Annotated in this window: 22 protein-coding genes; 12 read left to right on the forward strand and 10 right to left on the reverse strand. The window is 55.3% G+C overall.

Annotated features, from left to right (window positions below; all coding sequences use genetic code 11):
• Window positions 1-47: 47 nt before the first annotated feature.
• The gene (locus tag MT343_RS19180; protein WP_145467449.1) at window positions 48-1,562 is read right to left on the reverse strand and encodes a YifB family Mg chelatase-like AAA ATPase; all 1,515 of its coding nucleotides are present in this window, start codon (window positions 1,560-1,562) and stop codon (window positions 48-50) included.
• A 150-nt stretch (window positions 1,563-1,712) separates the two neighbouring features.
• On the opposite strand from MT343_RS19180, the gene MT343_RS19185 reads away from it, so the two are divergent.
• Window positions 1,713-4,403 carry a S8 family serine peptidase gene (locus tag MT343_RS19185; RefSeq protein WP_145467447.1) on the forward strand — a complete coding sequence of 897 codons (2,691 nt, stop codon included), beginning with the start codon at window positions 1,713-1,715 and terminating at the stop codon, window positions 4,401-4,403.
• An 87-nt stretch (window positions 4,404-4,490) separates the two neighbouring features.
• Window positions 4,491-4,907 (forward strand): hypothetical protein, encoded by a 417-nt coding sequence (locus MT343_RS19190; RefSeq protein ID WP_145467445.1) that lies wholly within the window; start codon window positions 4,491-4,493, stop codon window positions 4,905-4,907.
• Window positions 4,908-4,914: 7 nt separating this feature from the next.
• Here the strand turns inward: MT343_RS19190 and MT343_RS19195 are convergent, their stop codons facing one another.
• Entirely contained in the window at window positions 4,915-5,538 is a 624-nt protein-coding gene (locus MT343_RS19195; protein WP_145467444.1) for an SCO family protein, read from the reverse strand.
• A gap of 73 nt (window positions 5,539-5,611) precedes the next feature.
• Between MT343_RS19195 and MT343_RS19200 the strand changes: the two genes are divergently transcribed.
• On the forward strand, window positions 5,612-6,943 hold the full coding sequence (locus MT343_RS19200; RefSeq protein ID WP_145467442.1) for an MATE family efflux transporter: 1,332 nt from the start codon (window positions 5,612-5,614) through the stop codon (window positions 6,941-6,943).
• 210 nt (window positions 6,944-7,153) lie between these two features.
• A complete protein-coding gene (locus tag MT343_RS19205) occupies window positions 7,154-7,795 on the forward strand; it encodes a hypothetical protein (RefSeq protein ID WP_145467440.1) in 642 nt (213 codons plus the stop codon).
• A 10-nt stretch (window positions 7,796-7,805) separates the two neighbouring features.
• On the opposite strand, the gene MT343_RS19210 is transcribed toward MT343_RS19205, so the two are convergent.
• Window positions 7,806-8,702 carry a LysR family transcriptional regulator gene (locus MT343_RS19210; protein WP_145467438.1) on the reverse strand — a complete coding sequence of 299 codons (897 nt, stop codon included), beginning with the start codon at window positions 8,700-8,702 and terminating at the stop codon, window positions 7,806-7,808.
• 153 nt (window positions 8,703-8,855) lie between these two features.
• Between MT343_RS19210 and MT343_RS19215 the strand changes: the two genes are divergently transcribed.
• Window positions 8,856-9,398: a cytochrome b gene (locus MT343_RS19215; protein ID WP_145467436.1), complete on the forward strand. Its 543-nt coding sequence runs from the start codon at window positions 8,856-8,858 to the stop codon at window positions 9,396-9,398.
• 59 nt (window positions 9,399-9,457) lie between these two features.
• Window positions 9,458-10,033 (forward strand): YceI family protein, encoded by a 576-nt coding sequence (locus MT343_RS19220; RefSeq protein ID WP_145467434.1) that lies wholly within the window; start codon window positions 9,458-9,460, stop codon window positions 10,031-10,033.
• A 92-nt stretch (window positions 10,034-10,125) separates the two neighbouring features.
• Here MT343_RS19220 and MT343_RS19225 read toward each other — a convergent pair whose 3' ends face one another.
• Window positions 10,126-10,401: a hypothetical protein gene (locus MT343_RS19225; RefSeq protein WP_145467432.1), complete on the reverse strand. Its 276-nt coding sequence runs from the start codon at window positions 10,399-10,401 to the stop codon at window positions 10,126-10,128.
• 162 nt (window positions 10,402-10,563) lie between these two features.
• Here MT343_RS19225 and MT343_RS19230 point away from each other — a divergent pair, with 162 nt between their 5' ends.
• The 5 genes from MT343_RS19230 to MT343_RS19250 all read left to right on the forward strand — a co-directional run bounded on the left by MT343_RS19230 (window position 10,564) and on the right by MT343_RS19250 (window position 16,743).
• Complete coding sequence (locus MT343_RS19230; RefSeq protein ID WP_186435821.1) at window positions 10,564-11,517, forward strand: ABC transporter substrate-binding protein; 954 nt, start codon at window positions 10,564-10,566, stop codon at window positions 11,515-11,517.
• Entirely contained in the window at window positions 11,514-13,988 is a 2,475-nt protein-coding gene (locus MT343_RS19235; protein WP_145467428.1) for an EAL domain-containing protein, read from the forward strand. Before MT343_RS19230 ends, MT343_RS19235 begins: the two co-directional genes overlap by 4 nt.
• Before the next feature lie 9 nt (window positions 13,989-13,997).
• Complete coding sequence (locus tag MT343_RS19240) at window positions 13,998-14,912, forward strand: histone deacetylase family protein (protein ID WP_243989436.1); 915 nt, start codon at window positions 13,998-14,000, stop codon at window positions 14,910-14,912.
• A gap of 119 nt (window positions 14,913-15,031) precedes the next feature.
• Window positions 15,032-15,472, forward strand: a complete 441-nt coding sequence (gene cynS, locus MT343_RS19245; RefSeq protein ID WP_145467426.1) for a cyanase — start codon at window positions 15,032-15,034, stop codon at window positions 15,470-15,472.
• 125 nt (window positions 15,473-15,597) lie between these two features.
• Window positions 15,598-16,743: a hypothetical protein gene (locus MT343_RS19250; protein ID WP_243989437.1), complete on the forward strand. Its 1,146-nt coding sequence runs from the start codon at window positions 15,598-15,600 to the stop codon at window positions 16,741-16,743.
• Here MT343_RS19250 and MT343_RS19255 read toward each other — a convergent pair.
• A complete protein-coding gene (locus tag MT343_RS19255; protein ID WP_222428497.1) occupies window positions 16,740-17,666 on the reverse strand; it encodes a LysR family transcriptional regulator in 927 nt (308 codons plus the stop codon). The two genes, MT343_RS19250 and MT343_RS19255, sit on opposite strands and share 4 nt — an antisense overlap.
• 156 nt (window positions 17,667-17,822) lie before the next feature.
• Here MT343_RS19255 and MT343_RS19260 point away from each other — a divergent pair, with 156 nt between their 5' ends.
• Window positions 17,823-18,677 carry a crotonase/enoyl-CoA hydratase family protein gene (locus tag MT343_RS19260; RefSeq protein ID WP_145467423.1) on the forward strand — a complete coding sequence of 285 codons (855 nt, stop codon included), beginning with the start codon at window positions 17,823-17,825 and terminating at the stop codon, window positions 18,675-18,677.
• Between the two features lie 48 nt (window positions 18,678-18,725).
• On the opposite strand, the gene MT343_RS19265 is transcribed toward MT343_RS19260, so the two are convergent.
• The 5 genes from MT343_RS19265 to atpA all read right to left on the reverse strand — a co-directional run bounded on the left by MT343_RS19265 (window position 18,726) and on the right by atpA (window position 24,015).
• Complete coding sequence (locus MT343_RS19265; RefSeq protein ID WP_145467421.1) at window positions 18,726-19,319, reverse strand: outer membrane beta-barrel protein; 594 nt, start codon at window positions 19,317-19,319, stop codon at window positions 18,726-18,728.
• 296 nt (window positions 19,320-19,615) lie between these two features.
• Window positions 19,616-20,044, reverse strand: coding sequence for a F0F1 ATP synthase subunit epsilon (locus MT343_RS19270; protein ID WP_145467419.1), 429 nt, complete (start codon window positions 20,042-20,044; stop codon window positions 19,616-19,618).
• A gap of 66 nt (window positions 20,045-20,110) precedes the next feature.
• A complete protein-coding gene (atpD, locus tag MT343_RS19275; RefSeq protein ID WP_145467417.1) occupies window positions 20,111-21,505 on the reverse strand; it encodes a F0F1 ATP synthase subunit beta in 1,395 nt (464 codons plus the stop codon).
• A gap of 40 nt (window positions 21,506-21,545) precedes the next feature.
• Window positions 21,546-22,406 carry a F0F1 ATP synthase subunit gamma gene (atpG, locus tag MT343_RS19280; protein WP_145467415.1) on the reverse strand — a complete coding sequence of 287 codons (861 nt, stop codon included), beginning with the start codon at window positions 22,404-22,406 and terminating at the stop codon, window positions 21,546-21,548.
• A 64-nt stretch (window positions 22,407-22,470) separates the two neighbouring features.
• Window positions 22,471-24,015, reverse strand: coding sequence for a F0F1 ATP synthase subunit alpha (gene atpA, locus MT343_RS19285; RefSeq protein WP_145467413.1), 1,545 nt, complete (start codon window positions 24,013-24,015; stop codon window positions 22,471-22,473).
• Between the last annotated feature and the right edge of the window lie 7 nt (window positions 24,016-24,022).

Genomic DNA, 24,022 nt, shown 5'->3' on the forward strand with positions numbered 1-24,022 from the left:
GATACTGACATCTGTGCAAATAATGCACAAATCTGCAGCCGCCAGCCTTACCCCTGCCGGTAACGATCCAGCGTGCGGTAGCCCAGTGCTTCGAGCAGATGCACACGACCGATGGCCGGCTGGGCATCCAGGTCAGCAATGGTGCGGGCAATATTCAGCAGACGGTGATAACCCCGGGCCGACAGCTGCAGCCGTTCAATCGCCGCCAGCAGCCAGTGCTGATCCTCTTCATGAAGAACACAGACCTGCTCGCGCAGTGTGGGGCTCAGCTCGGCATTAGCGCACCCCTGGCGCTGTTGCTGCAGCGCCTGCGCCGCCATCACCCGCTGCTGTACTGCCGCGCTGCTTTCACCGGCCGGAGCCTGCTGCAGCAAAGCGGTGGCAATGGGAGGCACTTCAACGTGCAGATCAATACGGTCGAGCAGCGGCCCCGAGGTCTGTCCCTGATAGCGGCGGATCTGCTCCTGGGTACAGTGGCAGCGTCCGGCCGGATCACCAAAATAACCACAGGGGCAGGGGTTCATCGCCGCAATCAGCTGAAAACGCGCCGGATAGGTGATCGAACGGTTGGCACGGCTGATAACAATACGTCCGCTTTCCAGCGGTTCACGCAGCACATCCAGCACTTTGCGGCTGAATTCCGGTAACTCATCCAGAAACAGCACACCGCCATGGGCCAGTGAGATTTCACCGGGCTTGGGGGTTGTGCCACCACCGACCAGAGCCACTCCGGATGCGGTATGGTGCGGCGCGCGGAAAGGCCGCACGCGCCACTGATCCTGCCATTGCGACGGCTGGCTGCTGATGGAATAAACCGACGCCGATACCAGCGCTTCTTCTTCACTCATGGGCGGCAAAATGCCGGGCAGACGGCTGGCCAGCATGGTTTTGCCGGTGCCCGGCGGGCCGATAAACAGCAGGTTATGCTGACCTGCTGCGGCAATTTCCAGCGCCCGCCGCGCCTGTGGCTGGCCGCGCACATCGGTTAAGTCGGCCTGTTGCGGACGCCCTGCGGGGACAGCATTGCCCGCTGTTACAGCTGCCAGACTCTGTTGCCCATGCAGATAAGCGGTCACCTCCAGCAGGCTGGCGGCGCTGCGGAATTCACCCTGAGAACACAGTGCCGCTTCGCTGGCATTGGCCTGGGGTAACACCAGCACATTACCCGCACGGGCCGCCTGCAGGGCACAGGGCAATACTCCGGGTACCGGCTGTAAATCTCCGCCCAGACTCAACTCACCGATAAATTCATGACCATCCAGAGCGGTGGCCGGAATCTGGCCGGAAGCCGCAAGAATGCCCAGCGCAATGGCCAGATCATAGCGACCACCTTCTTTTGGCAAATCAGCAGGAGACAGATTGATGGTGATGCGCTTGGCGGGGAATTCAAACTGCGCGTTCATCAGGGCAGAACGCACGCGGTCTTTACTTTCTTTAACGGCGGTTTCCGGCAACCCCACCAGACTGAGCGACGGCAGGCCACTGGACAGGTGCACCTCAACAATGACCGGCGGAGCATCAATACCCAGCTGCGCGCGGGTAAATACGCGGGCTAACGACATAAGCAATCCTTTGCTGTACGGCTGAAACCTCAGGGTAATGCAAAGTGCTGCAATTGCCTATGTGCAGACAAAAGACAACCGGGTCACGCACAGAGCTGCGATTAGCCGCTAAAATACCTGCATCATTATCTGCCGCCTTCCGGAAATCCCATGATCAGCTTCGCACGTCAATCCAGCTTGTTACCCCTGAGTCTGCTGCTGAGTCTTACTCTCAGTGCCTGCGGAGGCAGTAGTGGCAGCAGCAACCCGACAGCCACGTACTCGTTATCGGGCCAGCTGAGCATTGCCACCGGTATTGTTACCGATTCCGATATCAATGATATCTACGCGCCTTATGCCAGTAATGATGATCCCACCAATCCACAACTGTTAAGTAACCTGACGACTGTTCAGGGTTTTGCTTCCGCCAGACCAACAGATGCAGCCGTATCTGAAGACAGTGAATCTGAACGCTATGCCAACAGCGCAGACCGCGACGATTACTTTAAGGCCAGCCTGCAAGCGGGACAGATCATCCGCCTGCAGGTTGTCGACCTCACCTATTTTTACAGCGGCGAAGGCTATCACGGCGACCTTGATTTGTTTCTCGCCGAAGCAACCCCGAATGCTGAGGGCGATTATCTGCTGGCAGACGCATCTCAGCTGGGCCCGGTGGATGGTGCTGCCGGAGCTTTTGAAGAAGTCACCGTTCCGGCCGACGGTGACTACCTGATTAACGTTTATGCCTATTCCGGTATATCCAAATACGTACTGCAGATTCTGCCCGCCAGTGCATCGGCATCCGCAAACAGAATGGATGATTTTGTCGCCGACGAAATCATTGTTAAAGCCAAAGCCGGCAGCAGCATCAGCGCCCAGGCACGTAATGCTGGCTTAAACACCGTGCTCAGTCCTGTGGCTCTGAACCAGCTGAATGCAGCATCGGCAAACGATCCGGACAAACCACAGCTGCTCAGCCTTAACCGCAGCAGCGCGCGGTTAAGCGCCGGCAGTGCCGAGCCCAATCTGCTGCGTGCGTTCAGCGAGGCTCTGTATAACAAACGCCAGACCCTGATCGACAGCAAACGTCTGCGCCAGCAGGAAGGAATCGAATACGCCGAACCCAATTACATCCGTAAGGTACAGGCTACGGCCAACGATCCTTACTACCGTTACCAGTGGCATTATCCGGCTATCAATCTGCCGCAGGCCTGGAATCTGAACAAAGGTGATGGCGTCATCGTGGCGGTCATCGATACCGGTGTGTATCTGGCCCATCCGGATCTGAGTAGTCAGCTGATTGCGGGCTATGACTTTATTGCCAATAGAGACAGCGCCCGCGATGGCAATGGCATCGATAACAATCCTGATGATCCCGGCGACAGCGATATTCCCGGCGCCAGTTCCTGGCATGGTACCCATGTTGCCGGCACCATTGCTGCCGCAAGCAATAACGGCATTGGCGGCGCGGGCGTCGCCTGGAACGCGAAAATCATGCCGCTGCGGGCACTAGGTAAAAATGACGGCACGTCCTACGACATCATTCAGGCCGTACGTTATGCCGCCCGGTTAAGCAATGACAGCAACACACTGCCTGCCCAAAAGGCCGATGTGATAAACCTCAGCCTGGGGGGAAGCAGTTCATCGGCGGCGGAGCAGGCGGTGTACGCCGCGGCGCGCAATGCCGGAGTGATTATTGTTGCCGCTGCCGGTAACGAGGCCACTTCTTCACCATCTTATCCGGCGGCCTATCCGGAAGTGATTTCCGTCAGCGCCACCCGTTACACCGGCACACTGGCCTCGTATTCCAATTATGGCAGCACCATCAGCGTTGCTGCCCCCGGTGGAGAGCTGAGCAATGACGATAACAGCGATGGTCAGAAGGATGGTGTGCTCAGTACCGTTGCTGATGACAGCAGCGGCTCACGCCAACCCAGCTATCGCCTGTTTGAAGGTACGTCCATGGCCAGTCCGCATGTCGCCGGGGTGATTGCGTTGATGAAATCGGCCTATCCGGCGCTGTCTGCCAGCGATGTCGATCAGTTATTGCAGAGCTGTGCCATCACCAATAAGGCCACCAGCTGTAACCGTGACAACCAGTTGGGTTATGGTCAGATTGATGCCTATCGCGCAGTCAGCGAAGCGCTGAAACTGGCTGGCGGCGGCACCCTGCCTCCACGTCCGGTGGCGCTGCAGTCTTCTCCGGCGGAGCTGGTATTTGGCAGCGACAACAGCCTCAGTTTTACCCTGAGCAATGCCGGTGATCTGCAACCGGGGCAACTTACGATCAGTGATGATGCTGACTGGCTGAGCATTACAGCGGTCAGCGTCGACGACAAAAACCTCGGCGCATACAGTGCCAGCGTTAGCCGCAGCGGCCTGAGTGATGGCTACTACAACGCCACCATCAGCGTCAGCGACGGCAGCAACAGCCTGAGTATTCCGGTGTATATGCAAAATGGCGTTATCAGCAGCAACAACGCCATGACCCAGCAGTATGTATTACTCGAAGATGCCGATTGCATTGCCGCCGGGCGCAACGAGAAAGAATGTACAACCAGCATTTTTGCTCAGACGAATGGCCGCTACAGCTTCCCGGCCGTTCCTGCTGGCCGCTACTCCCTGCTGGCCGGCTCTGATATTGATGTGGATAACGTGATCTGTCAGGCCGGAGAAACCTGTGGCGCTTATCCCAGCCTGGGGGCACAACAGATTATTGAGATAAGCGCGAGCCGCAGCGGAGTGAACTTTCTGATAAACCTGAACAGCAATCTGGGCAGCAACAGCCAAAGCACAGCCCATACGCTGCAGCGGCAACAACCCGTTGTCTCCGGCGAAGCGGGCAAAAGTTCTGCTCCATGATGCCGGTAAAGGCGATGCCGCATCATTCAGCTGCGGTTTAGCCGCCGTTCAGCATACTGACGGCTCTGTGCCCGATGGATGTCATGGATGAAACTACCGGATAACGGCCTGCAGCTTGCTGCGCTGACGCTGGTACTGCTGCTCAGCGGCTGCACCGTTTACCCCAGCAAAGTGCCGCTGGATCAGGGCTATGCCCGCTGCGAACTGGTATCACGCCAGCTGGCGCTGAACTATGAGTGGCTGGAGGCTAACACACATGCCAACCTGCTGCGGGGGCTGGGGGATTGTCAGCAAAGCACCGAAGTCTGCCTCGCAGCCTATGTGGTGATTATCGGTGGCTGGACCGCCGGCAGCGCCATCGTCTCCGGCTCAGTATTTCTCGCCGGTAACACCATTCACTGGCTGGAATATCAGGGGCGCTGCGACGACAGCGGATTGCGGCAGCTGATTAAATGGACAAGGCCGCCATTACAAGCAGCGCCCATGCAGGTCAGCCGTTACTGACAACGGGTTATTGAAGGCGGGCACTCAGCGCCTGCAGCAGCGGCACCAGACGTTGTGGATAATGCGGCGGGGCGATATAGCCACGGTAAGCGCCCTGTTTATCCAGAATCACCAGATTGGCACTGTGATCCATCAGATAAGCCACGCCTTCGCCACGCTCCACCTTGCCATACACCGCATTGAGTTCTGCCGCCAGCACGCCCAAACCATTGGCATTACCGGTTAAACCCAGAAAACTCTTATTGAAGTACGCCATATAAGGCTGCAGAGACTGTGGGCTGTCACGCTCAGGATCGACCGAAACCAGCACCACCTGCCATTGCTCGCGGATATCCGCCGGCAACTGTTTCCAGCTGCGGCTGAGGTCGGCCAGTGTGGTCGGGCAGATATCCGGGCAAAAGGTGTAACCAAAAAACAGCAGCACATTGCGCCCCTGCAGTTCTCGCAATGCCATCCGCTGCCCATGCTGATTAATAAAGACCTGATCGCTCACGGCCAGCGCACGCGGAAACAGCATCAGACCATCCTGTTGCAGCAGCTGTGCCTGCTGCCATTGCGGTGCATAAGCAACACCTGCACCGGTCAGCCATGCCGCAAGTAACAGTAAAAACAGTACAATCGCTTTTTTCATCGTGACCAACACCTGCTCAAAGCCTTAACCCCAAATATGTAATCGCAAAACTGAGACGCGGAGTATATCAGCCATGACGGCCAGCCACGCAGTAACAGCCCCTTCTCTGGCTGCGACACAACGCCGCATCTGGATGCTGGCCTGGCCAATTATGCTCAGCAACATCACTGTGCCGTTGCTGGGGCTGGCCGACAGCGCGGTACTGGCACATCTGCCCGACCCGCAACACCTTGGCGCGGTAGCGATAGGCGCGCAGTTATTTACCCTGCTGCTGTGGAGCTTTGGTTTTCTGCGTATGGGTACCACCGCCGTTACCGCCCGCGCCGCCGGAGCACAGCAACAGGCGCAGGTCATTGAAAGCCTGCAACATTCGTTATGGCTGGTGCTGCCAATCTGCCTGCTGGTGATGGCTGCAGCTTTTATCGCGCTGCCGTGGCTGCTGCCGTTAATGGGGGGCAGCGATAATGTGCAGAGCGGAGCGGCAGAATATCTCAGCATCCGCCTGTTATCTGCACCGGCGGTGCTGGCGCAGTATGTACTCACCGGCTGGTTTATCGGTTTGGGAAAAACCCGCATTCCGCTGCTGATTCTGACCCTGGTGAATAGTCTCAATGCCGTGCTGGATTATCTGCTGGTATTTCATGCCGGCATGACCAGCGACGGTGTGGCGCTGGGCAGCGTGCTGGCCGACTACAGCGGCTTAATCGCAGCGCTGTATTTTGCCCGCCGCCATGGTTTGCAATCACTGGGAGTCCGCCCGCCGCTGATAACACTGCGGCCGCTGTTACGCATCAACCGGCACTTATTTGTGCGCACCCTGTGCCTGCTGCTGGTATTTGCCTTTTTTACCGCTCAGGGAGCCCGTATGGGTGAGCTGACACTGGCCACTAATGCATTACTGATTACTGCATTGTTGCTGATATCCAATGCGCTGGATGGCTTTGCCCATGCCGCCGAAAGCCTGACCGGGCACAGTCTGGGCCAGGCAGACAGCGGGCAATTACGCCAGACGCTGCTGCTCACCGGCCTGAACATGCTGGGGCTGGCAGCTACCCTGACTCTGGCCTTATGGCTGGCGGGACCTTACCTGCTCAGTCTGATGACCAGTCAGCCTGAGTTGTTGCCACAGCTGCAGCGCTATCAGCACTACCTGTTCTGGCTGCCTTTAGTGGGGGTGGCCAGCTACTGGCTGGATGGGGTATTTATCGGAGCACAGGCCAGTGCCGCCATGCGCAACGCCATGCTGGCGGCTGCTTTGCTGGTATTTCTGCCAGTCTGGTGGCTGAGCAGAGAGTGGGGGAACGACGGCCTGTGGTGGTCTTTTTACGCCTTCCTCACGACCCGGGCTCTGTTTGCAATTAACACTTTTTTGACACTGTGGAGGCGTCCACAAAATTTTATGTAAATCGACTGGTTGCGGCGTCAAACTTTACTATACTTTCCAAAGTCGACAGAAATTAGATTCGTAAACTATTGATTTTAAAAGATTTTTTAACAAATTAATTTTTAGATCAATTCCGTCTAAGTTGTGCCGTGATTTTCCATTGCGTGTGTAAACCTGAGCTTATAGCTTTACCACACCCTAATCACGGCAGATTGGAAACGAGGCAAACGCATGACCATGGAAGTTATCAACCAGCAAATCCGCAACGCCCTCAGTGATGAAGCCATTACCCTGCAACTGCAGAATGCCCTGAGCTCCCGCGCCGATCAGGTTGCCCGCATCGTCGATCTGCCTGAAGGTGAAGCGGCAGAAAAACTGCTGGAGTTTGTTGTCCGCTATATCGAAGACGTGCCACAAATGCTGCTCGATCTGCAGGCCGCCGCGCTGGAAGCGGGCTTAAGCCACTATGTACAGCCGGTTATCCAGATGGCGACCGAGTTTTTCGTGACGCCTCCGGCCGCGCTCAGCCATGAGGCTGGTCTGGCCGCGCTGATGGACAAAGCCTACCTGGCTCACCGTCTGCTGGAAGAGGTGAACGAAACCTATATCCACCGTGTTGGCCAGCCGCTGATTCCGATGGATATGACGTTGTCGAATGTGATTATCCACACCCTGATTGGCGAGCCATTCGCCAATGATCTGGACCAGCTGGTCGATATTGCCGTGAAGCGTCTGTTCGGCCCGCAGATGGCCTACCAGAGCCCGGAATTCAAAGCCTTTATGAACCGTCAGGAAGCCAGCAATCTGGTGCATATCTGGCGCCAGTGGCCATCTATGTCAAATGAGATGGGCTTAACCAGCACTCTGCTGTAACAGCCGCACATCAGGCCAGCCGGCGTTGCATCTCCGGCAGGCGTTGCAGGATAAACTCCTGCAGCGCCTGTACCCGCGCACTGCGACGCATATCTTTGTGATACACAAACCACATTAATGACGGCTCAGCGCTGAGTCCGAACTCTACCTGCTTCAGACCTGACATACTGTCAGCCAGACGCTGCAAAGCCCCCACCGGGCCAATGCCCATGCCTTCTTTTACCGCCGACAAAATGTCGTTAAAGCTGTTGCTCTGAAAGGCGATCTGGTCCGGATCAAGCTTTTCCAGCAATTGCCGGATACCGGAAATCCGTTGCTTTTCTCCGGTCGGCAACGCCCACCAATGACGGTTAATGTCGGCCATTGAATGCGGCAGGCCATGACGTTCGATATAACTGTCCGCTGCACAGTAATGCATTTGTACCGGCAACAGCGCCCGGGCAATCAGATCCGGTTCCCGCGGCTCGGCGCCCATACGGATGGCCACATGCACATCACCACGCGCCAGGGATAACACATCGTCGGTAGCGACAATCTGCACCCGGATCTGTGGAAATTCCTGACGGAAAGCATGCAGCAACGGCGTAAAAAACGGTGAAAAATCAGACACCGTGGAAATACGCAAAGTGCCGGAAGGTGAAGCATCCAGCGTCGATAATGTCCCCTGCAAACGGCGCATATCGGCCACGATCGGATGCATTTTCTCCAGCAGCAGCTGCCCGGCATCGGTCAGCCGGTAGCCGCGCTGATGGCGGATAAAGAGCTTATGCCCCAGCTGTTGCTCCAGCCGGTTAATGTGGCGCAACACCGTGCTGTGATTCATTCCCAGACGCTCTCCGGCGCGACTGAGACTGCCGGATTCGGCGACCTGATAGGCTATGCGGATATCGTCCCAACTGGTTTCCATGATCAGTTCTCTGAAAATTGTGTGTCGCTACACTCAGGTTGTGCATATTTGCACAACAGTTGTCCGATTATGCGTGTTTTTTTGCTGAACTAAAGTCGCTATGGTGAGTTCTTATCGAGATCAATTCTCAAGGGCACTTCAGGGTCAGGTTTTATGATACGCAACACCACCTCTGCTTACGGCTGGGTCAGCATTGCCTTCCACTGGCTGATGGCGCTGGCCGTTTTCGGGTTGTTTGGCCTGGGGCTGTATATGGTAGAGCTGACCTATTACGACGCCTGGTACCGCGGCTCGCTGGATCTGCACAAAAGTGCCGGCGTCATGCTGGCACTGGCGTGGCTGTTACGTCTTATCTGGAAGTTGCGTAACCCGCAACCGCAGCCACTGGGCAATAAAGTCTGGGAACATAAAGTCGCGCATCTGACGCACATTCTGCTGTACCTGCTGATGCTGGCACTGTTCGCCAGCGGCTATCTGATTTCCACCGCCGATGGCCGTGCCATCGAGGTGTTTGGCTTGTTTGAGCTACCCGCCACCCTGACACACGCCAATCAGGAAGATGTCGCCGGTGTCATTCACTGGGCGCTGGCCTGGAGCATAATGATGCTGGCCGGATTGCATGCCGTAGCTGCTATCAAACACCACTGGCTGGATAAAGACAAAACACTGGTGCGGATGCTTAAACCCGGTGCTTAAGCTCCCATGCAGAACAACTTATTAATGACAAACCGCTTTAAAAACCCAAGGAGCGAACGATGAAAAAACTGATGCTTGCTGCCGGCCTGAGCGCCGCATTGCTGATGCCGTCACTGTCCCAGGCAGCGACCTATAAAATTGATACTCAGGGCGCCCACGCCTTTATCCAGTTCAAGATCCAGCATCTGGGTTACAGCTGGCTGCTGGGTCGTTTCAATACCTTTGATGGCCAGTTTGAATACGATGCCAAGGCACCGGAGAAGTCAGCCATTGAAGTAACGATTGATACCACCAGCCTGGATTCCAATCATGCTGAACGTGACAAGCACCTGAAAGGTTCTGATTTCCTCGACGTCAGCAAATTTCCACAGTCCACATTCAAGAGCACCGGCTTTAAATCCACCGGCGCCGGCGAAGGCGTTCTGACCGGCGATTTCACTCTGCACGGCGTAACCAAGTCGATCAGTTTTCCGGTGAAAATGATTGGTGAAGGTAAAGACCCATGGGGCGGCTACCGCGCTGGTTTTGAAGGTAAAACCACGCTGAAGCTGTCTGACTACGGTATCGATTACAACCTGGGGCCTGCCTCCACAACGGTTGAAATCGGTCTGTTTATCGAAGGTATCCGCCAGTAATCACTGGCACCTGAAATAAAGCAGGCGGAAAAACCACAGGCAGAAAGCGTTACCCGCTTTCTGCCTGTTTTGTTTCAGGCGTCCCCTGTTTTTCAGGCGTCTGTTGGGCGACGACGCTTAAAGATTCCCGGCAAATTGATGACCTGCACAAAGCGGAATACCAACACGGCGTGGATCAGTGCAACAATGCTGCCTACCGCATACTGCCCCGTTCCCATCATTTCCCACACCATCATCGGCAGCACCAGAATCGGAAACCAGGCCAGATAGCGATAGAACACTTTTTCAAAACGTGAACCGGCATCATTGGCCACCGGAGCATCTGTTTTTACCTTCGCATTGCTGCTCTTGTTGTTATTTTTGGACATACCCTGCACCTGTTTCAGCTGAACCTTCAGGGGAGCATATTTCAGCACTCCGGACTATTAGCCCATGGTCGGAATGTCACCACACCAAAGCCACACATTCAGCAGCAGAAAAACCGTAAACTGCTAGGCTTAACAAAGTGTTAGCGAATAGCCGGAGTTACTGTGCGGGGTTGGATTTTAAGGTTGCTGCTCTGCCTGCCATTGGTAGCTACCAGTGGCTGTGACTCGCCGGGATCGCTGCTGCGTGTAGGCACCAACGTCTGGCCCGGCTATGAACCACTTTATCTGGCACGGGAGCAGGGTCTCTACAGTCATCACATCAAACTGGTGGAGCTGCCTTCAGCATCGGATGTTATCGATGCCCTGCGCCTCGGTCATCTGGAAGGCGGCGCGCTGACACTGGATGAAGTGCTAGCACTGGTACAGGAGGGGCAGGATCTGGTCGTGGTGCTGGTGTTTAATATTTCTGCCGGTGCCGACATGCTGATGGTTCATCCTGATATTCACACCCTGAGTGATCTGCGTGGCAAAACCATCGCGCTGGAAACCACTGCCGTGGGGGCACTGATGCTGAAAAGTGCCATGGACTTTGCTGAACTGCCGGACAACTCACTGCGTATCCGCCATATGAACCTGAGTGATCAGCTGAAGGCTTATCAGAACGGCAGCATCGATGCCATGATCACCTACGAGCCCTTCAGCAGCGAACTGGCCCGCGCCGGAGCCCGGGTATTATTCGACAGCAGTGCAATCAAGGGCCAGATCGTCGATGTGCTGGCAATTCGCCGGGAGGTGATGGAACAGCAAACACAGCATATACAGGAGCTGATTGATGGCTATCTGCAAGCCCGCCAGCTGATACAAACCTCTCCGCAGACTTCATTTGCCATTATGAACCAGCGCCTGCGTTTGCCGGACGAGCAGATCAGCGCCATGTTTGATGGGCTGGAATTACCGGATACAGAAGAAAACCGACGCCTGCTCAGCGGCGAACCCTCTCCTTTAAGCCGCAATGCGGACGGCCTTGCTCAGCTGATGGTGAAACAGAAACTGATGCCAGCCCCGCCGCAGCTTAAGCAGTTTACCGATCCCCGTTTTCTGCCGGTGTCACCATGACAGAGAGCCGCAAGCCACATCATAAGCGTCGCCGGAAATACGGCTCTCTGCGCAAAATTCTGCTCAGCTGGTCAGCTCTGGCACTGGGCGTTGCGGCCTTATTGCTCAGCTATTTCCTCTATCAGGCATTGACCCAACAGTTCAGCAGTACCTGGTCAAACAAGCTGGAAGCCGAATTGGGCGGACTGCGTTTAACCCTGCAGCACCAACTGGCGGATGGAGAATGGACGCTCGGCGATCAGACCCTCAGCCGGATGGCAACCCGCCCACACGTCAGCCATCTGTTGCTGCTGGTCGATGGTCAGGTTCTGCTATCAACCCGCAGGGCAGACATTCGCCGGCCTCTGGAAGTTGATCTGGCCAGCAGGCATTTATCTCTGGACCGGCAGCAGTTTCAGTTTTTTCAGGATGGCGGACATTTCTATGGCCTGCAGCCTATTCAGTTCCGCACCCTCGAGCTGCGGGGAGAGCAGCAGGGCTGGCTGTTTGCTCATTACGACGCCAGCGACCAGCGCCAGCAGATGCTGCAAAGCACCGGGCTGCGTATTGCTCTGCTGATCCTGCTGCTGGTGCTTTATACACTGGGTCTGCAGCGCATCGTGCAGCGTCAGGTACTGCGCCCACTGTACCGGCTGGTGCAGTTCACCCGTACCCTGCAGGCCGGACAGCTGGGCCAGACCATTCATTCCGGCTCATCATCCGAATTTGCTCATCTGGAAGGCGCGTTCAACAATCTCAGCCTGCACCTGCAACACTCCATGCAGCAGATCCGTGAACAGCATATGCGTGATCAGGCCTTTACCCGGGCCTTCCCGGATGTGGCTTTTCTGCTTGATAACGACGGCATTATCCGTGGCCGCTATGGCAGCCTCGAAAGTCAGCTGCCAGCCCTGCATGCCGACCTTACCGGAAAGCCTTTCACCTGCTGGTTACAGCCACAGGTAGCAGAGCGCGTTACCGAGAGCCGCGATCAGGCATTGATATCGCAAGATATAGAAATAACCGAGTTCCGCCACGAAGACTTTTATATCGAGTCGCGCATGACGCCACTACTGAGTCAGAGTGAAGAAGGGCAACCACTGGTCAACGGCCTGCTGTGGTTAATCCGTGACATCTCGGAGGTTAAACGCAAGCAGCAGCAGATCGAGTATCAGGCCAATTTCGATTCCCTCACCCGCCTCGCCAACCGCCGCTTTGCCCTGCTGCATATTGAGAAAAAAATGGCCCATGCCCGCCGAGTGGGCAAATTCGGCACGGTGCTTTTTATCGACCTTGATCATTTCAAGAACATCAACGACTCGCTGGGCCACCCGGTTGGCGACAAATTATTGGTGAAAATGGGTGAGCGTCTGAATCAACTGGTACGCGATGAAGACCTGACCGCGCGTCTGGGCGGCGATGAATTCCTGGTGTTGCTTGATGAACTGGCTGACACGCCGGAAGCTGCCGCGCAGTATGGCAGCGACTGTGCCGAACGGCTGCTGGCGGCGATCCGCCAACCGTTCAATATCGATATTCATTGTTTCCATCTGTCGGCCAGTATCGGTATTGCCGTATTTCCTGCGGATCAGGATGAAGCAACCGACCTGGTCCGCCAGTCCGATACCGCGATGTACCATGCCAAGGCGCAGGGGCGCAGCGGCATCAGTATCTACACCCAGAATATGCAGCAGGAAACGCAGGATAAGCTGAATCTGTATAACGACCTGCATCAGGCCATCCAGCAGCAGGCGTTTACCCTGGTATTCCAGCCACAACTCAACGACCACGGTGAAATTACCGGAGCCGAAGTTCTGTGCCGCTGGAATAACCGCGGCACGCCGGTCAGCCCCGATGTGTTTATCCGTGCCGCCGAAGAAACCCGCCTGATTCTGCCGCTGGGGCAGTGGATTCTGACGGAAAGCTGCCGTGTTCTGAAACGCTGGCGACAGGAAAACCGGTTACCCGACAGCTTTCGCCGCCTCGCGGTGAATATCAGTCCGGCGCAGTTTATGGACGAGAACTTCGAGCATTACGTTACTGCTCAGGTCAACAGCCACTCTCTCTGCTCAGCACAGCTGGAGCTGGAAATTACCGAGAGTATTTTCCTCGGCGATAAAGAGATTATCCGCAGTAAAATGGAGCGCCTGAGCAGCCTGGGCTTTACCTTTGCGCTGGACGATTTCGGCACCGGTTATTCATCCCTCAGCTACCTGCAGCACCTGCCGCTGCACAAACTGAAAATCGACCGCTCATTTGTGATGGATATCGAGGACAGTCAGCGCCCTGCACGGATTGTCGACTCCATCATCCAGATGGGACAAAACCTCGGCATGGAGATCATTGCGGAAGGGGTCGAGCATGAAGCCCAGCGCGAATATCTGCAGAACCGGGGCTGCTGTGAATATCAGGGCTATCTGTTCAGCCGGCCACTGGCGGAAGATGAGTTCATTGAATTTGTGCGGCACAATAGGGCATCTTCCGGTCATTAACTGAACGCTGTGCTGCCACTGGTATACCACCCCAACTACTCCTGCCCCTTTCCCGAACAGCACCGTTTTGTGATGTCGAAGTTTGTGCGCCTGCACGATTATTGCCGGCAACAGGGACTGATCGGCCGCAATAACCTGTTCCGCCCTGAAGCTGCAACACTCAGCGACCTCAGCATCGCCCATGCTCCGGAGTATCTGGCCATGCTCTGTGATCAGTCACTGGACCCGAAAGCCTGGCGCCGTATCGGCCTGCCCTGGAGCCAGGGCTTAATCGACCGCACCCTGACCGCGCCCAACGGCACCCTGCTGACCGCCCGGCTGGCGCTGCAGCACGGTATGGCCTGTCATCTGGCTGGCGGGACACACCATGCCCACCGCGATTTTGGCTCCGGTTTCTGTCTGCTCAATGATCTGGCCTACAGTGCTCTGACGCTGCTGGCACAGGGTGAAGTCAGCAAGGTACTGATCTTCGATCTGGATGTGCATCAGGGCGATGGCAGCGCCGCCATACTGGCCAGTGAACAACGGGCCTTTACCTGCTCGATTCACTGCGAGAAAAACTTTCCGTTCCGCAAATCCGCCAGTGATCTGGACATCGGTCTGGATCAGCATCTGAGCGATCAGCCCTATCTGGAAGTGGTGGAAAACACCCTGCTGCGGTTGCTGGACGAGCAGCAGCCCGATCTGGTGCTGTACGATGCCGGCGCCGATGTCTGGCAGGGAGACGAGCTGGGTCATCTGGATATCAGCTGGGCCGGCGTACAACAGCGCGATGAGCTGGTACTCAGTCATTGCCTGCGCCGCCATATTCCGGTGGCGACCGTGATTGGCGGTGGCTATGACCGCGACCATGAACGCCTCGCCCGCCGCCACGCCATCGTGGCTGAAACGGCCGCTCACCTCTATCCGCAGTATCTGGGCTGAATGGCACCCGCCTTGCTAACTCCCTGCTGACCATCCTCTGCCGGTGTCTGAAGCCGGAAAACGCACCCAGGCAGAGCATTTATGCGCTCAGGCGCCTTAATCAGAAGCAGGAGTTATTTATGGATAAAGTCACCATGACGGAAACCATCATCGCCGCCAAACTCAGCAAGGGTCTGAGCTGGGAGCAGATGGGCAAAGATCTGGGCATGTCGCCGGTCTGGCTGACCTCAGCCTGTTTGGGTATGAACAGTGCGCCTGCCGATAAAGCCGCCGCGATCAGCGACTACCTGGGACTGGGCAGCGAAATCAGCAATGCCCTCGCCGCTTATCCCACCAAAATCTGGGATCAGGCCGTTCCCACCGATCCGCTGATTTACCGGCTGTACGAAATTGTCGGCGTCTACGGCGAGACACTGAAAGAAGTGATTCAGGAGAAATTCGGCGACGGCATCATGAGCGCCATCGATTTTTCTATGGAAGTCGACAAAATCGAAGATCCGAAAGGCGACCGCGTTCTGCTGACCCTGAATGGTAAATTCCTGCCGTATAAAAGCTGGTAAGCCGACCGCCATAGTGCGCGCTGGCTGCTCCGGCGCGTAAACAACAGGCAAAGCATCCTGATCTGCATTTACAGAACCAGCGTACAACATTAGGCTCTGTACAAAATAATGATAAGGACAATGCTTTGCGCCATTTACTCGCCTTCTCCCTGATGCTGTTGCTGGCCGCCTGCGGTGGCGACGGCAACTCCGGCCACAGCTCTGCTCCCGACAACAACAATCCCGGCGGCGACGGCGGTGACCCGGGCGACGGCGGTGATCCGGGCGACGGCGGTGATCCGGGCGACGGCGGTGATCCGGGCGACGGCGGTGATCCGGGCGACGGCGGTGATCCGGGCGACGGTGGCGATCCGGGCGATGGTGGAGATCCGACCGATCCCGATTGCGGTTATCAGCCGCCAGCAGAAGTTAATCCGACTCAGACACTGGGCAACACTGCAGCAGCGGCTACCTATGACCTGTCCGCCTACAGCGAACGTACCGAGCTGAATACCGACCTGACCGGCACCTGGGTGATGGTCAGTGACTATGTACGCACGCAGATACCACGCATCCCTACCGAGCAGGAAACCAGGCATATCCGCCGCAAAAGTGTCTTTGTAATCCGCGACAATGCCGGCACTCTGGAAGTTGCCAACTGCGCCGCAGGCAGCAGCACATTCCAAACCCTGCCCGATACAACGGCCGCTTTCTCTTTGCCTCTGTACAGCAACTCTAATGGCAATGAGTCGCAATTTTTTACGCTGACCAGTAACAGCAAAATGGCAGGACAGGCTTTAGCGGGTTACACAACCGGTTTTGGTGAGACCCGTTTCAGTGGTCAGAGTACTGCGGCCATTAAAATATCAGACAGCACCGCTCCCCTTGGCCAGCACTCCCTCACCATCCAATACAATGGCGTCAACATTGATGAGCCGAATCAGCCGGTGTACTGCCTGGTACAGACGCTGGAGCTGAGCGGAACACAGGAATGCGGCGGGGCACCGGCAGCCAGCGAACTGATTCAGCAACTTCAGACCCGAAGCAGCAGCGGCCTTGGCCTGCTTTTTCTGACAGAGCAGAACGGTAACCTGAAAAGTGCACTGGCACGGGATAGCGGCAGCGTGAAGTTGATTTCCCAGTCCGAAGCTCTCGGCAACCTGACAACAACCGCCGATAATCTCCAGCTGATTCTGAGTGCAGATCTGGACTCAGCCTCCGCGTATGTCAGTGGCAGCAACAGCTCTCCTGCCGCCACCGGCAGCTACAGCACAACACTGACCCTGCCCTAACCCGATACTGCGCCGGGCATCAGCCCGGCCATCTGCTCCTTCAGCCACATCACCGCCGGATCACGGCTGGCCTTACGGTGCCAGTACAGATGCATCTCTAACGGTGCCAGAGGCAGTGGTAATGGTAACACGGTGAAATCGGGCTGCCGGGTGGCCATGCTTCTGGCAAAACTGCCGGGCAATGTCAGCAGCAGGTCGGTCTGCTGCATCACCTGAATCGCGGCGTAATAATTCTGGCAGCGCAAAGCCACCTGCCGCACCTTACCCAAACGCGTCAGCGCAAAGTCTTCCACCCCCGGGCCTTCGGCACGGCTGGAAACCAGCACATGACGGGCACTCAGATAGCTATCCAGACTCCACGTATTTCCCTGTAGCGGATGCCCATTGCGCATTGCCACAACCAGCTGCTCTTCGCCAATCGCCTGATGCTCAATGTCATCGCCAACGGGCAGCAACACATCGGCGGCAAAATCGATCTGGCCGGATGATAACGCGCTTTCCATATCACGCCGTGCCAGCCGCACACTGCGCAGCTGAATGCCCGGCGCCTGTTGTTGCAGGCGCGCCATTAACAGCGGCAGTGCCGTCGCCTCCATCACATCTCGCGAGGCCAGGGTAAATACCCGGCTGGCCTGCGCCGGGTCAAAGGCCAGCCCCTCGGTTAACGTGGATTCCAGATCCTGCAGGGCCGCCCGCACGCGACCGATAATGGCTTTCGCCAAAGGCGTCGGGCTCATCCCCTTGCCCGCCCGCTCAAACAGCGGATCGTCAAAGCGCTCCCGCAGACGCCCCAGCGCATGACTGACCGCCGGTTGCGACAGATTCAGCTGCTCGCTGGCGCGGGTCAGATTGCCCTCACGATAAATCACATCAAAGACCACAAAGAGATTCAGATCGACGCGGGATAAATTCATTTTCTGCATACACAGACCCAGCAGTATTCACAAGAACAATAAGAGTACCATGCGAGTCCAGACTGGAGTCAGCCGCTTATTTGACCTGCCACACAGCCTCCCCCTATATTGACGGCGTCAACATAATCAATAACAACTGCCATCAGACAACCATAAGGATCTGCCATGAGTGCCCTGCCTGAATTCCAGAGCTTTAACGTCAGTGTCGAAAACCACATCGCTCACGTGCAACTGTGCCGTCCGGATGCCCTGAACTCCATGAACCAGGCTTTCTGGCTAGAGCTGCCGCAATGCATGCGCGCTATTGAAGCCCAGACCGATGCACGGGTAATTGTGATTTCTTCGACCGGCAAGCACTTCTCGGCCGGCATGGACCTGGGGGTATTCACCAATCCGAAAGCGGTGCCAATGAGTGGCGATGCAGGGCGTATGGCCGAAAATCTGCGCCGTGTCGTGCTGCAACTGCAGGACACCTTAAGCTCACTGGAGCAGATCCGTTTGCCGGTACTGGCCGCCATTCAGGGTGGTTGTATTGGTGGCGCGCTGGATATGGTCTGCGCCGCCGATTCCCGCTACTGCAGCGCCGATGCCTACTTCACCATTAAAGAAACCGAACTGGGTATGACCGCCGACGTTGGTACCCTGCAGCGTCTGCCAAAACTGATGCCGCAGGGTGTGGTACGCGAACTGGCCTACACCGGGCGTAAATTCAGTGCGCAGGAAGCCAAGGCTCTGGGCTTCGTTAATGAAGTGTATGAATCCCAGCAGGCCATGCTGGATGGCGTAATGACCATTGCCGCCCAGATTGCCCAGAATTCCCCACTGGCCGTCACCGGGTGCAAAGAAATGCTGAATTACAGCCGCGACCACAGTGTCGAAGACAGCCTGCGCTATATGGCAACCTGGCAGGCCGGTATGTTCCGCCCGACCGATATGATGAAAACCTTCCAGGCGAAAGCGCAGAAGCAACAGGCAGAATACGATGACCTGTTTTCAGTGAAGGGATTGTTTGAAGAGTAAGAGCGATAAGCGGCGGAGTACATACTCCGCCTCACTCACTAAAACCAATCAGAAAATAATGCGCAATCCGGTATTGAAGTAATTCATACGAGTCGACAAATTTAAGCGCACATCGTTAGTAACCGAATCCATTTCCTGCCATTCAATCCGTTTTTCCTGATAGCCAATTTCCAGCTCAACGTGCTCAGCCAGAGGAGCAAAGATACCAACGCCAATATTGACGGCGGTGCCGCTCAGGTCATCATATCCTTTCACCAGAGATGCAGTATCGTCGTAATCATAGGACCCCAGACCAATCATCAGGTAAGGCCGCACAGGTTTACTACCGATGCTGAAAAACAGATTCAGATCCATACCGCTCAGATCATTCCGCGATGTGCCGACATCCATATCAACCCGGGTTTTGGCAAGCTCCAGCCGCACTGCCGTGGAGAACAGAATGCCCAACTTAAAATCTTTTATATCCTGATCGTAATGTGTGGTGCTGATTTTCTGGTTACTGTAATCCCAGTCGTGCGAGCCATCACCTGTCCCCCAACCGGCACCAACATAAAGGTGTAATGGCCCCTGATTTTCAGAAGCCTGTAATGGCAGAATGGATACAGCAAACAGCAGCAGAGATCTGCAAAGGTGGGTCAGCATTGCCTTTCCTTAGCGACGAATAAAAGGCGGTGATTATAACGCTGATAAATTTATTTTTTATGACAGATGGATCGGAAAAACGGAAATTCCGGCCACAGGGAAATTAAAAATTAAATGAATATAAAACACAGGGCATTTTTCAGAAAACAGGGAAAGCTTAACATTTGCCCGGTTTTTCGCGGATCTGCTGGACTTGTTATGGCCGCAGCTGAGCTGCGTTCCGGCAGAAATCCAGACATAAAAAAACCCGCGCTGTTTGCACAGAGCGGGATTCTTTTGCAGAAAACAGGGGAAGCTTAACGCTTGCCGAGTTTTTCGCGGATCTGCTGGATAGTACGCAGCTGAGCCGCAGCTTCTGCCAACTGAGTCAGTGCACGTGAGTAATCAAAGTCTGCACCCTGATTCTCAATCGCCTGCTCAGCGTGTTTCTTAGCTTCCAGAGCAGCTGCTTCGTCGATGTCGCTTGCGCGCACCGCCGTATCAGCCAGTACGGTTACTGTATTGGGCTGAACTTCCAGATAACCGCCAGAGACGTAAACAATCTCTTCTTCGCCGTTTTGCTTAACAATACGGACCGGACCTGGTTTCAGTGGGGTCAGCAGCGCTGCGTGGCCGGGTTCAATACCCAGATCACCCAGTACACCGGACGCCACAACACGCTCTACCAGGCCAGAGAACAGATTCTCTTCGGCGCTGACGATATCGCAGTGGACGGTAATCGCCATAATCTTTCCCTCAGACTGAGGAGGCCGGGGAGCGGACTACACTACTCGCTCCCTGACCCGCCCAAGTTACATTTTCTTGGCTTTCTCGATAGCTTCGTCGATGGTACCAACCATGTAGAACGCTTGTTCTGGCAGGTCATCGAATTCACCATTGAGGATGCCCTGGAAACCACGGATGGTTTCTTTCAGAGACACGTACTTACCAGGCGCACCAGTAAAGATCTCGGCCACGTGGAATGGCTGAGACAGGAAACGCTCGATCTTACGTGCACGGGCTACCAGCTGCTTATCTTCGTCGGACAGTTCGTCCATACCCAGAATCGCGATGATGTCTTTCAGCTCTTTGTAGCGCTGCAGAACACCCTGAACGCCACGAGCTACGTCGTAGTGTTCGTTACCGATTACCAGTGGATCCAGCTGACGGGAGGTGGAATCCAGAGGGTCGATCGCAGGGTAGATACCTTTAGAAGCGATATCACGTGACAGTACTACGGTTGAGTCCAGGTGGGCGAAGGTGGTCGCCGGGCTTGGGTCAGTCAAATCATCCGCAGGTACGTATACGGCCTGTACCGAAGTAATGGAACCAGTCTTGGTAGAAGTAATACGTTCCTGCAGAACGCCCATCTCTTCCGCCAGAGTTGGCTGGTAACCTACCGCTGAAGGCATACGACCCAGCAGTGCAGATACCTCGGTTCCCGCGAGGGTGTAACGGTAGATGTTGTCTACGAACAACAGTACGTCTTTACCTTCGTCACGGAATTTTTCGGCCATGGTCAGACCAGTCAGAGCTACACGCAGACGGTTACCCGGTGGCTCGTTCATCTGACCGTAAACCATTGCTACTTTGGATTTGACTTTGTCGTCCAGGTTTACAACACCGGATTCAGCCATTTCGTAGTAGAAGTCGTTACCTTCACGGGTACGCTCACCAACACCGGCGAATACAGACAGACCGGAGTGTGCCTTGGCGATGTTGTTGATCAGTTCCATCATGTTAACGGTCTTACCAACACCGGCACCACCGAACAGACCAACTTTACCACCCTTAGCGAATGGACAAACCAGGTCGATTACTTTGATACCAGTTTCCAGCAAGTCGGTGCTTGCTGCTTGTTCGTCGAAGCTTGGTGCTGCACGGTGAATAGAAGCAACTTCTTTCTCACCGATAGGACCACATTCGTCGATTGGACGGCCGAGCACGTCCATGATGCGACCCAGAGTCTCGATACCAACAGGTACAGAGATTGGAGCGCCAGAGTTTGTTACAGGAAGGCCACGTTTCAGACCTTCTGTCGAGCCCATCGCAATAGTACGAACTACGCCGTCGCCCAGCTGTTGCTGAACTTCGAGGGTTGTCTCAGTACCATCTACGGTCAGGGCGTCGTAGACCTTAGGCACCACGTCGCGTGGGAATTCCACGTCGATAACGGCGCCGATGATCTGTACGATACGTCCGCTCATATTCGGTTCCTCTTAACCTTAAAACCTGTGTTCCCGGGCCTTAAACGGCCGCGGCACCGCTAACGATTTCTGAAATTTCCTGGGTGATTGCTGCCTGACGAGCTTTGTTATACAGCAAGTTCAGCTCTTTGATCATGCCGCCAGCGTTATCGGTGGCGTTTTTCATCGCCAGCATACGCGCGGCCTGCTCACAGGCGTTGTTTTCAATCACACCCTGATACACCTGAGATTCTACGTAGCGTACCAGCAGACCTTCGAGGATCTCTTTGGCATCAGGCTCGTAGATGTAGTCCCAATGGTGTTTCAGTGAATCGTCTTGTTGTGCCTTCAGGGGCAATAACTGCACCGCTTCTGGCGATTGGGTCATGGTGTTCACAAAACGGTTATGCATGATGTACAGACGATCGATCTGACCATTGTCAAATGCGTCCAGCATCACTTTTACCGCTCCGATCAGGCTCGCCAACTCAGGAGCATCTCCCAGATGAGACTGGGAGGCTACTACGTTGCCGCCAAAGCTGTTGAAGAACAGACCGGCTTTGGAGCCGATAGCGCAGAAGTCAACTTCCACACTTTTGTTCTTCCACTCTTTGGACTGCTGTGCAACACGCTTGAACAGGTTGTTGTTCAAGCCGCCACACAAGCCACGGTCGGAAGACACCACGATATAACCAACACGCTTGATTTCGCGGTCTTGCAGATAACGGTGACGATATTCAGATGTCGCATTTGCCAGATGACCAATCACATCACGGATTTTATCCGCGTATGGACGGCTCTCCTGCATGCGCAGCTGAGCGCGACGCATCTTACTTACAGCAACTTTTTCCATTGCTGAAGTAATTTTCTGCGTGCTTTTTACACTCGTAATCTGCTCTTTAATCTCTTTTCCGACTGCCATTTAGCTGCCCTACGTTGAGTGAATCCAGCTGGCGGCTACCGTTGCCGGGCCGCCAGCACCGGACTTACCAGGTCTGAGTGCTCTTGAATTTCTCAATACACTCTTTCAGACCGGCGGCGATTTCATCGTTGTAGTCGCCCTTCACATTGATCTTCGCCATCAGTTCAGCGTAAACGCTGTTGGCGTAGCTCAGCAGAGCAGCTTCAAACGCTTGAATCTTGTTCACGTCAACGTCTTTCAGGAAGCCTTCAGTCGCAGCGTAGATCACCAGACCCATCTCAGCGGTGGACATTGGCGCGTACTGCTTCTGCTTCATCAGTTCGGTAACGGCACGGCCGTGTTCCAACTGTTCGCGAGTCGCTTCGTCCAGGTCCGATGCAAACTGAGCGAAAGCCGCCAGTTCACGGTACTGAGCCAGAGCCAGACGGATACCACCGCCCAGTTTCTTGATGATCTTGGTCTGTGCAGCACCACCTACACGGGATACAGAGATACCCGCGTTCATCGCCGGACGGATACCGGAGTTGAACAGGTTGGTTTCCAGGAAGATCTGACCGTCAGTAATAGAGATCACGTTGGTCGGTACGAACGCCGAAACGTCACCGCCCTGAGTCTCAATGATTGGCAGAGCGGTCAAAGAACCGGTTTTGCCTGTCACTTCACCGTTAGTCATGCGCTCAACGTAAGTTGGGTTAACGCGACATGCGCGCTCCAGCAGACGGGAGTGCAGGTAGAATACGTCACCTGGGTAAGCTTCACGGCCTGGTGGGCGCTTCAGCAGCAGGGAGATCTGACGATATGCCCATGCTTGCTTGGTCAGATCGTCATAAACGATCAGAGCGTCTTCACCACGATCCAGGAAGTATTCACCCATCGCACAACCGGCGTAAGGAGCCAGGAACAGCATTGCTGCCGGGTCTGACGCGCCTGCCGCGACGATGATGGTGTGTTCCATCGCGCCGTGTTCTTCCAGTTTGCGTACTACGTTAGCGATAGAAGATTGCTTCTGACCGATAGCAACGTAGATACACTTAATACCAGAGCCTTTCTGGTTGATGATGGCGTCGATAGCCATCGCAGTTTTACCAGTCTGACGGTCACCAATGATCAGCTCACGCTGGCCACGGCCTACCGGCACCATGGAGTCAACCGCTTTGTAACCAGTTTCAACTGGCTGATCAACGGATTGACGTGCAATTACGCCAGGCGCAACACGTTCAATCGGAGCAGTCAGGTTGGTTTCGATCGGACCTTTACCGTCGATCGGGTTACCCAGAGTGTCGACTACGCGACCCAGCAGGGCTTCACCAACTGGTACTTCCAGAATACGGCCAGTACATTTGGCAGTCTGACCTTCAGCCAGACCTTTGTATTCGCCCAGAACAACGGCACCAACGGAGTCACGCTCCAGGTTCATTGCCAGGCCGTATACGCCGCCTTCAAATTCAATCATTTCACCGTACATGGCGTCAGCCAGACCGTGAATACGAACGATACCGTCAGATACAGATACGACGGTGCCCTCGTTCTGGGCTTGTGAAGTCACATCGAGATTTTCGATGCGTTTTTTGATGACTTCACTGATCTCAGATGGATTCAGTTGCTGCATGCATCGT

The organism is Venatorbacter sp. C2-1 (assembly GCF_022832715.1).
Taxonomy (GTDB): domain Bacteria; phylum Pseudomonadota; class Gammaproteobacteria; order Pseudomonadales; family Oceanobacteraceae; genus Venatoribacter; species Venatoribacter alkanivorans.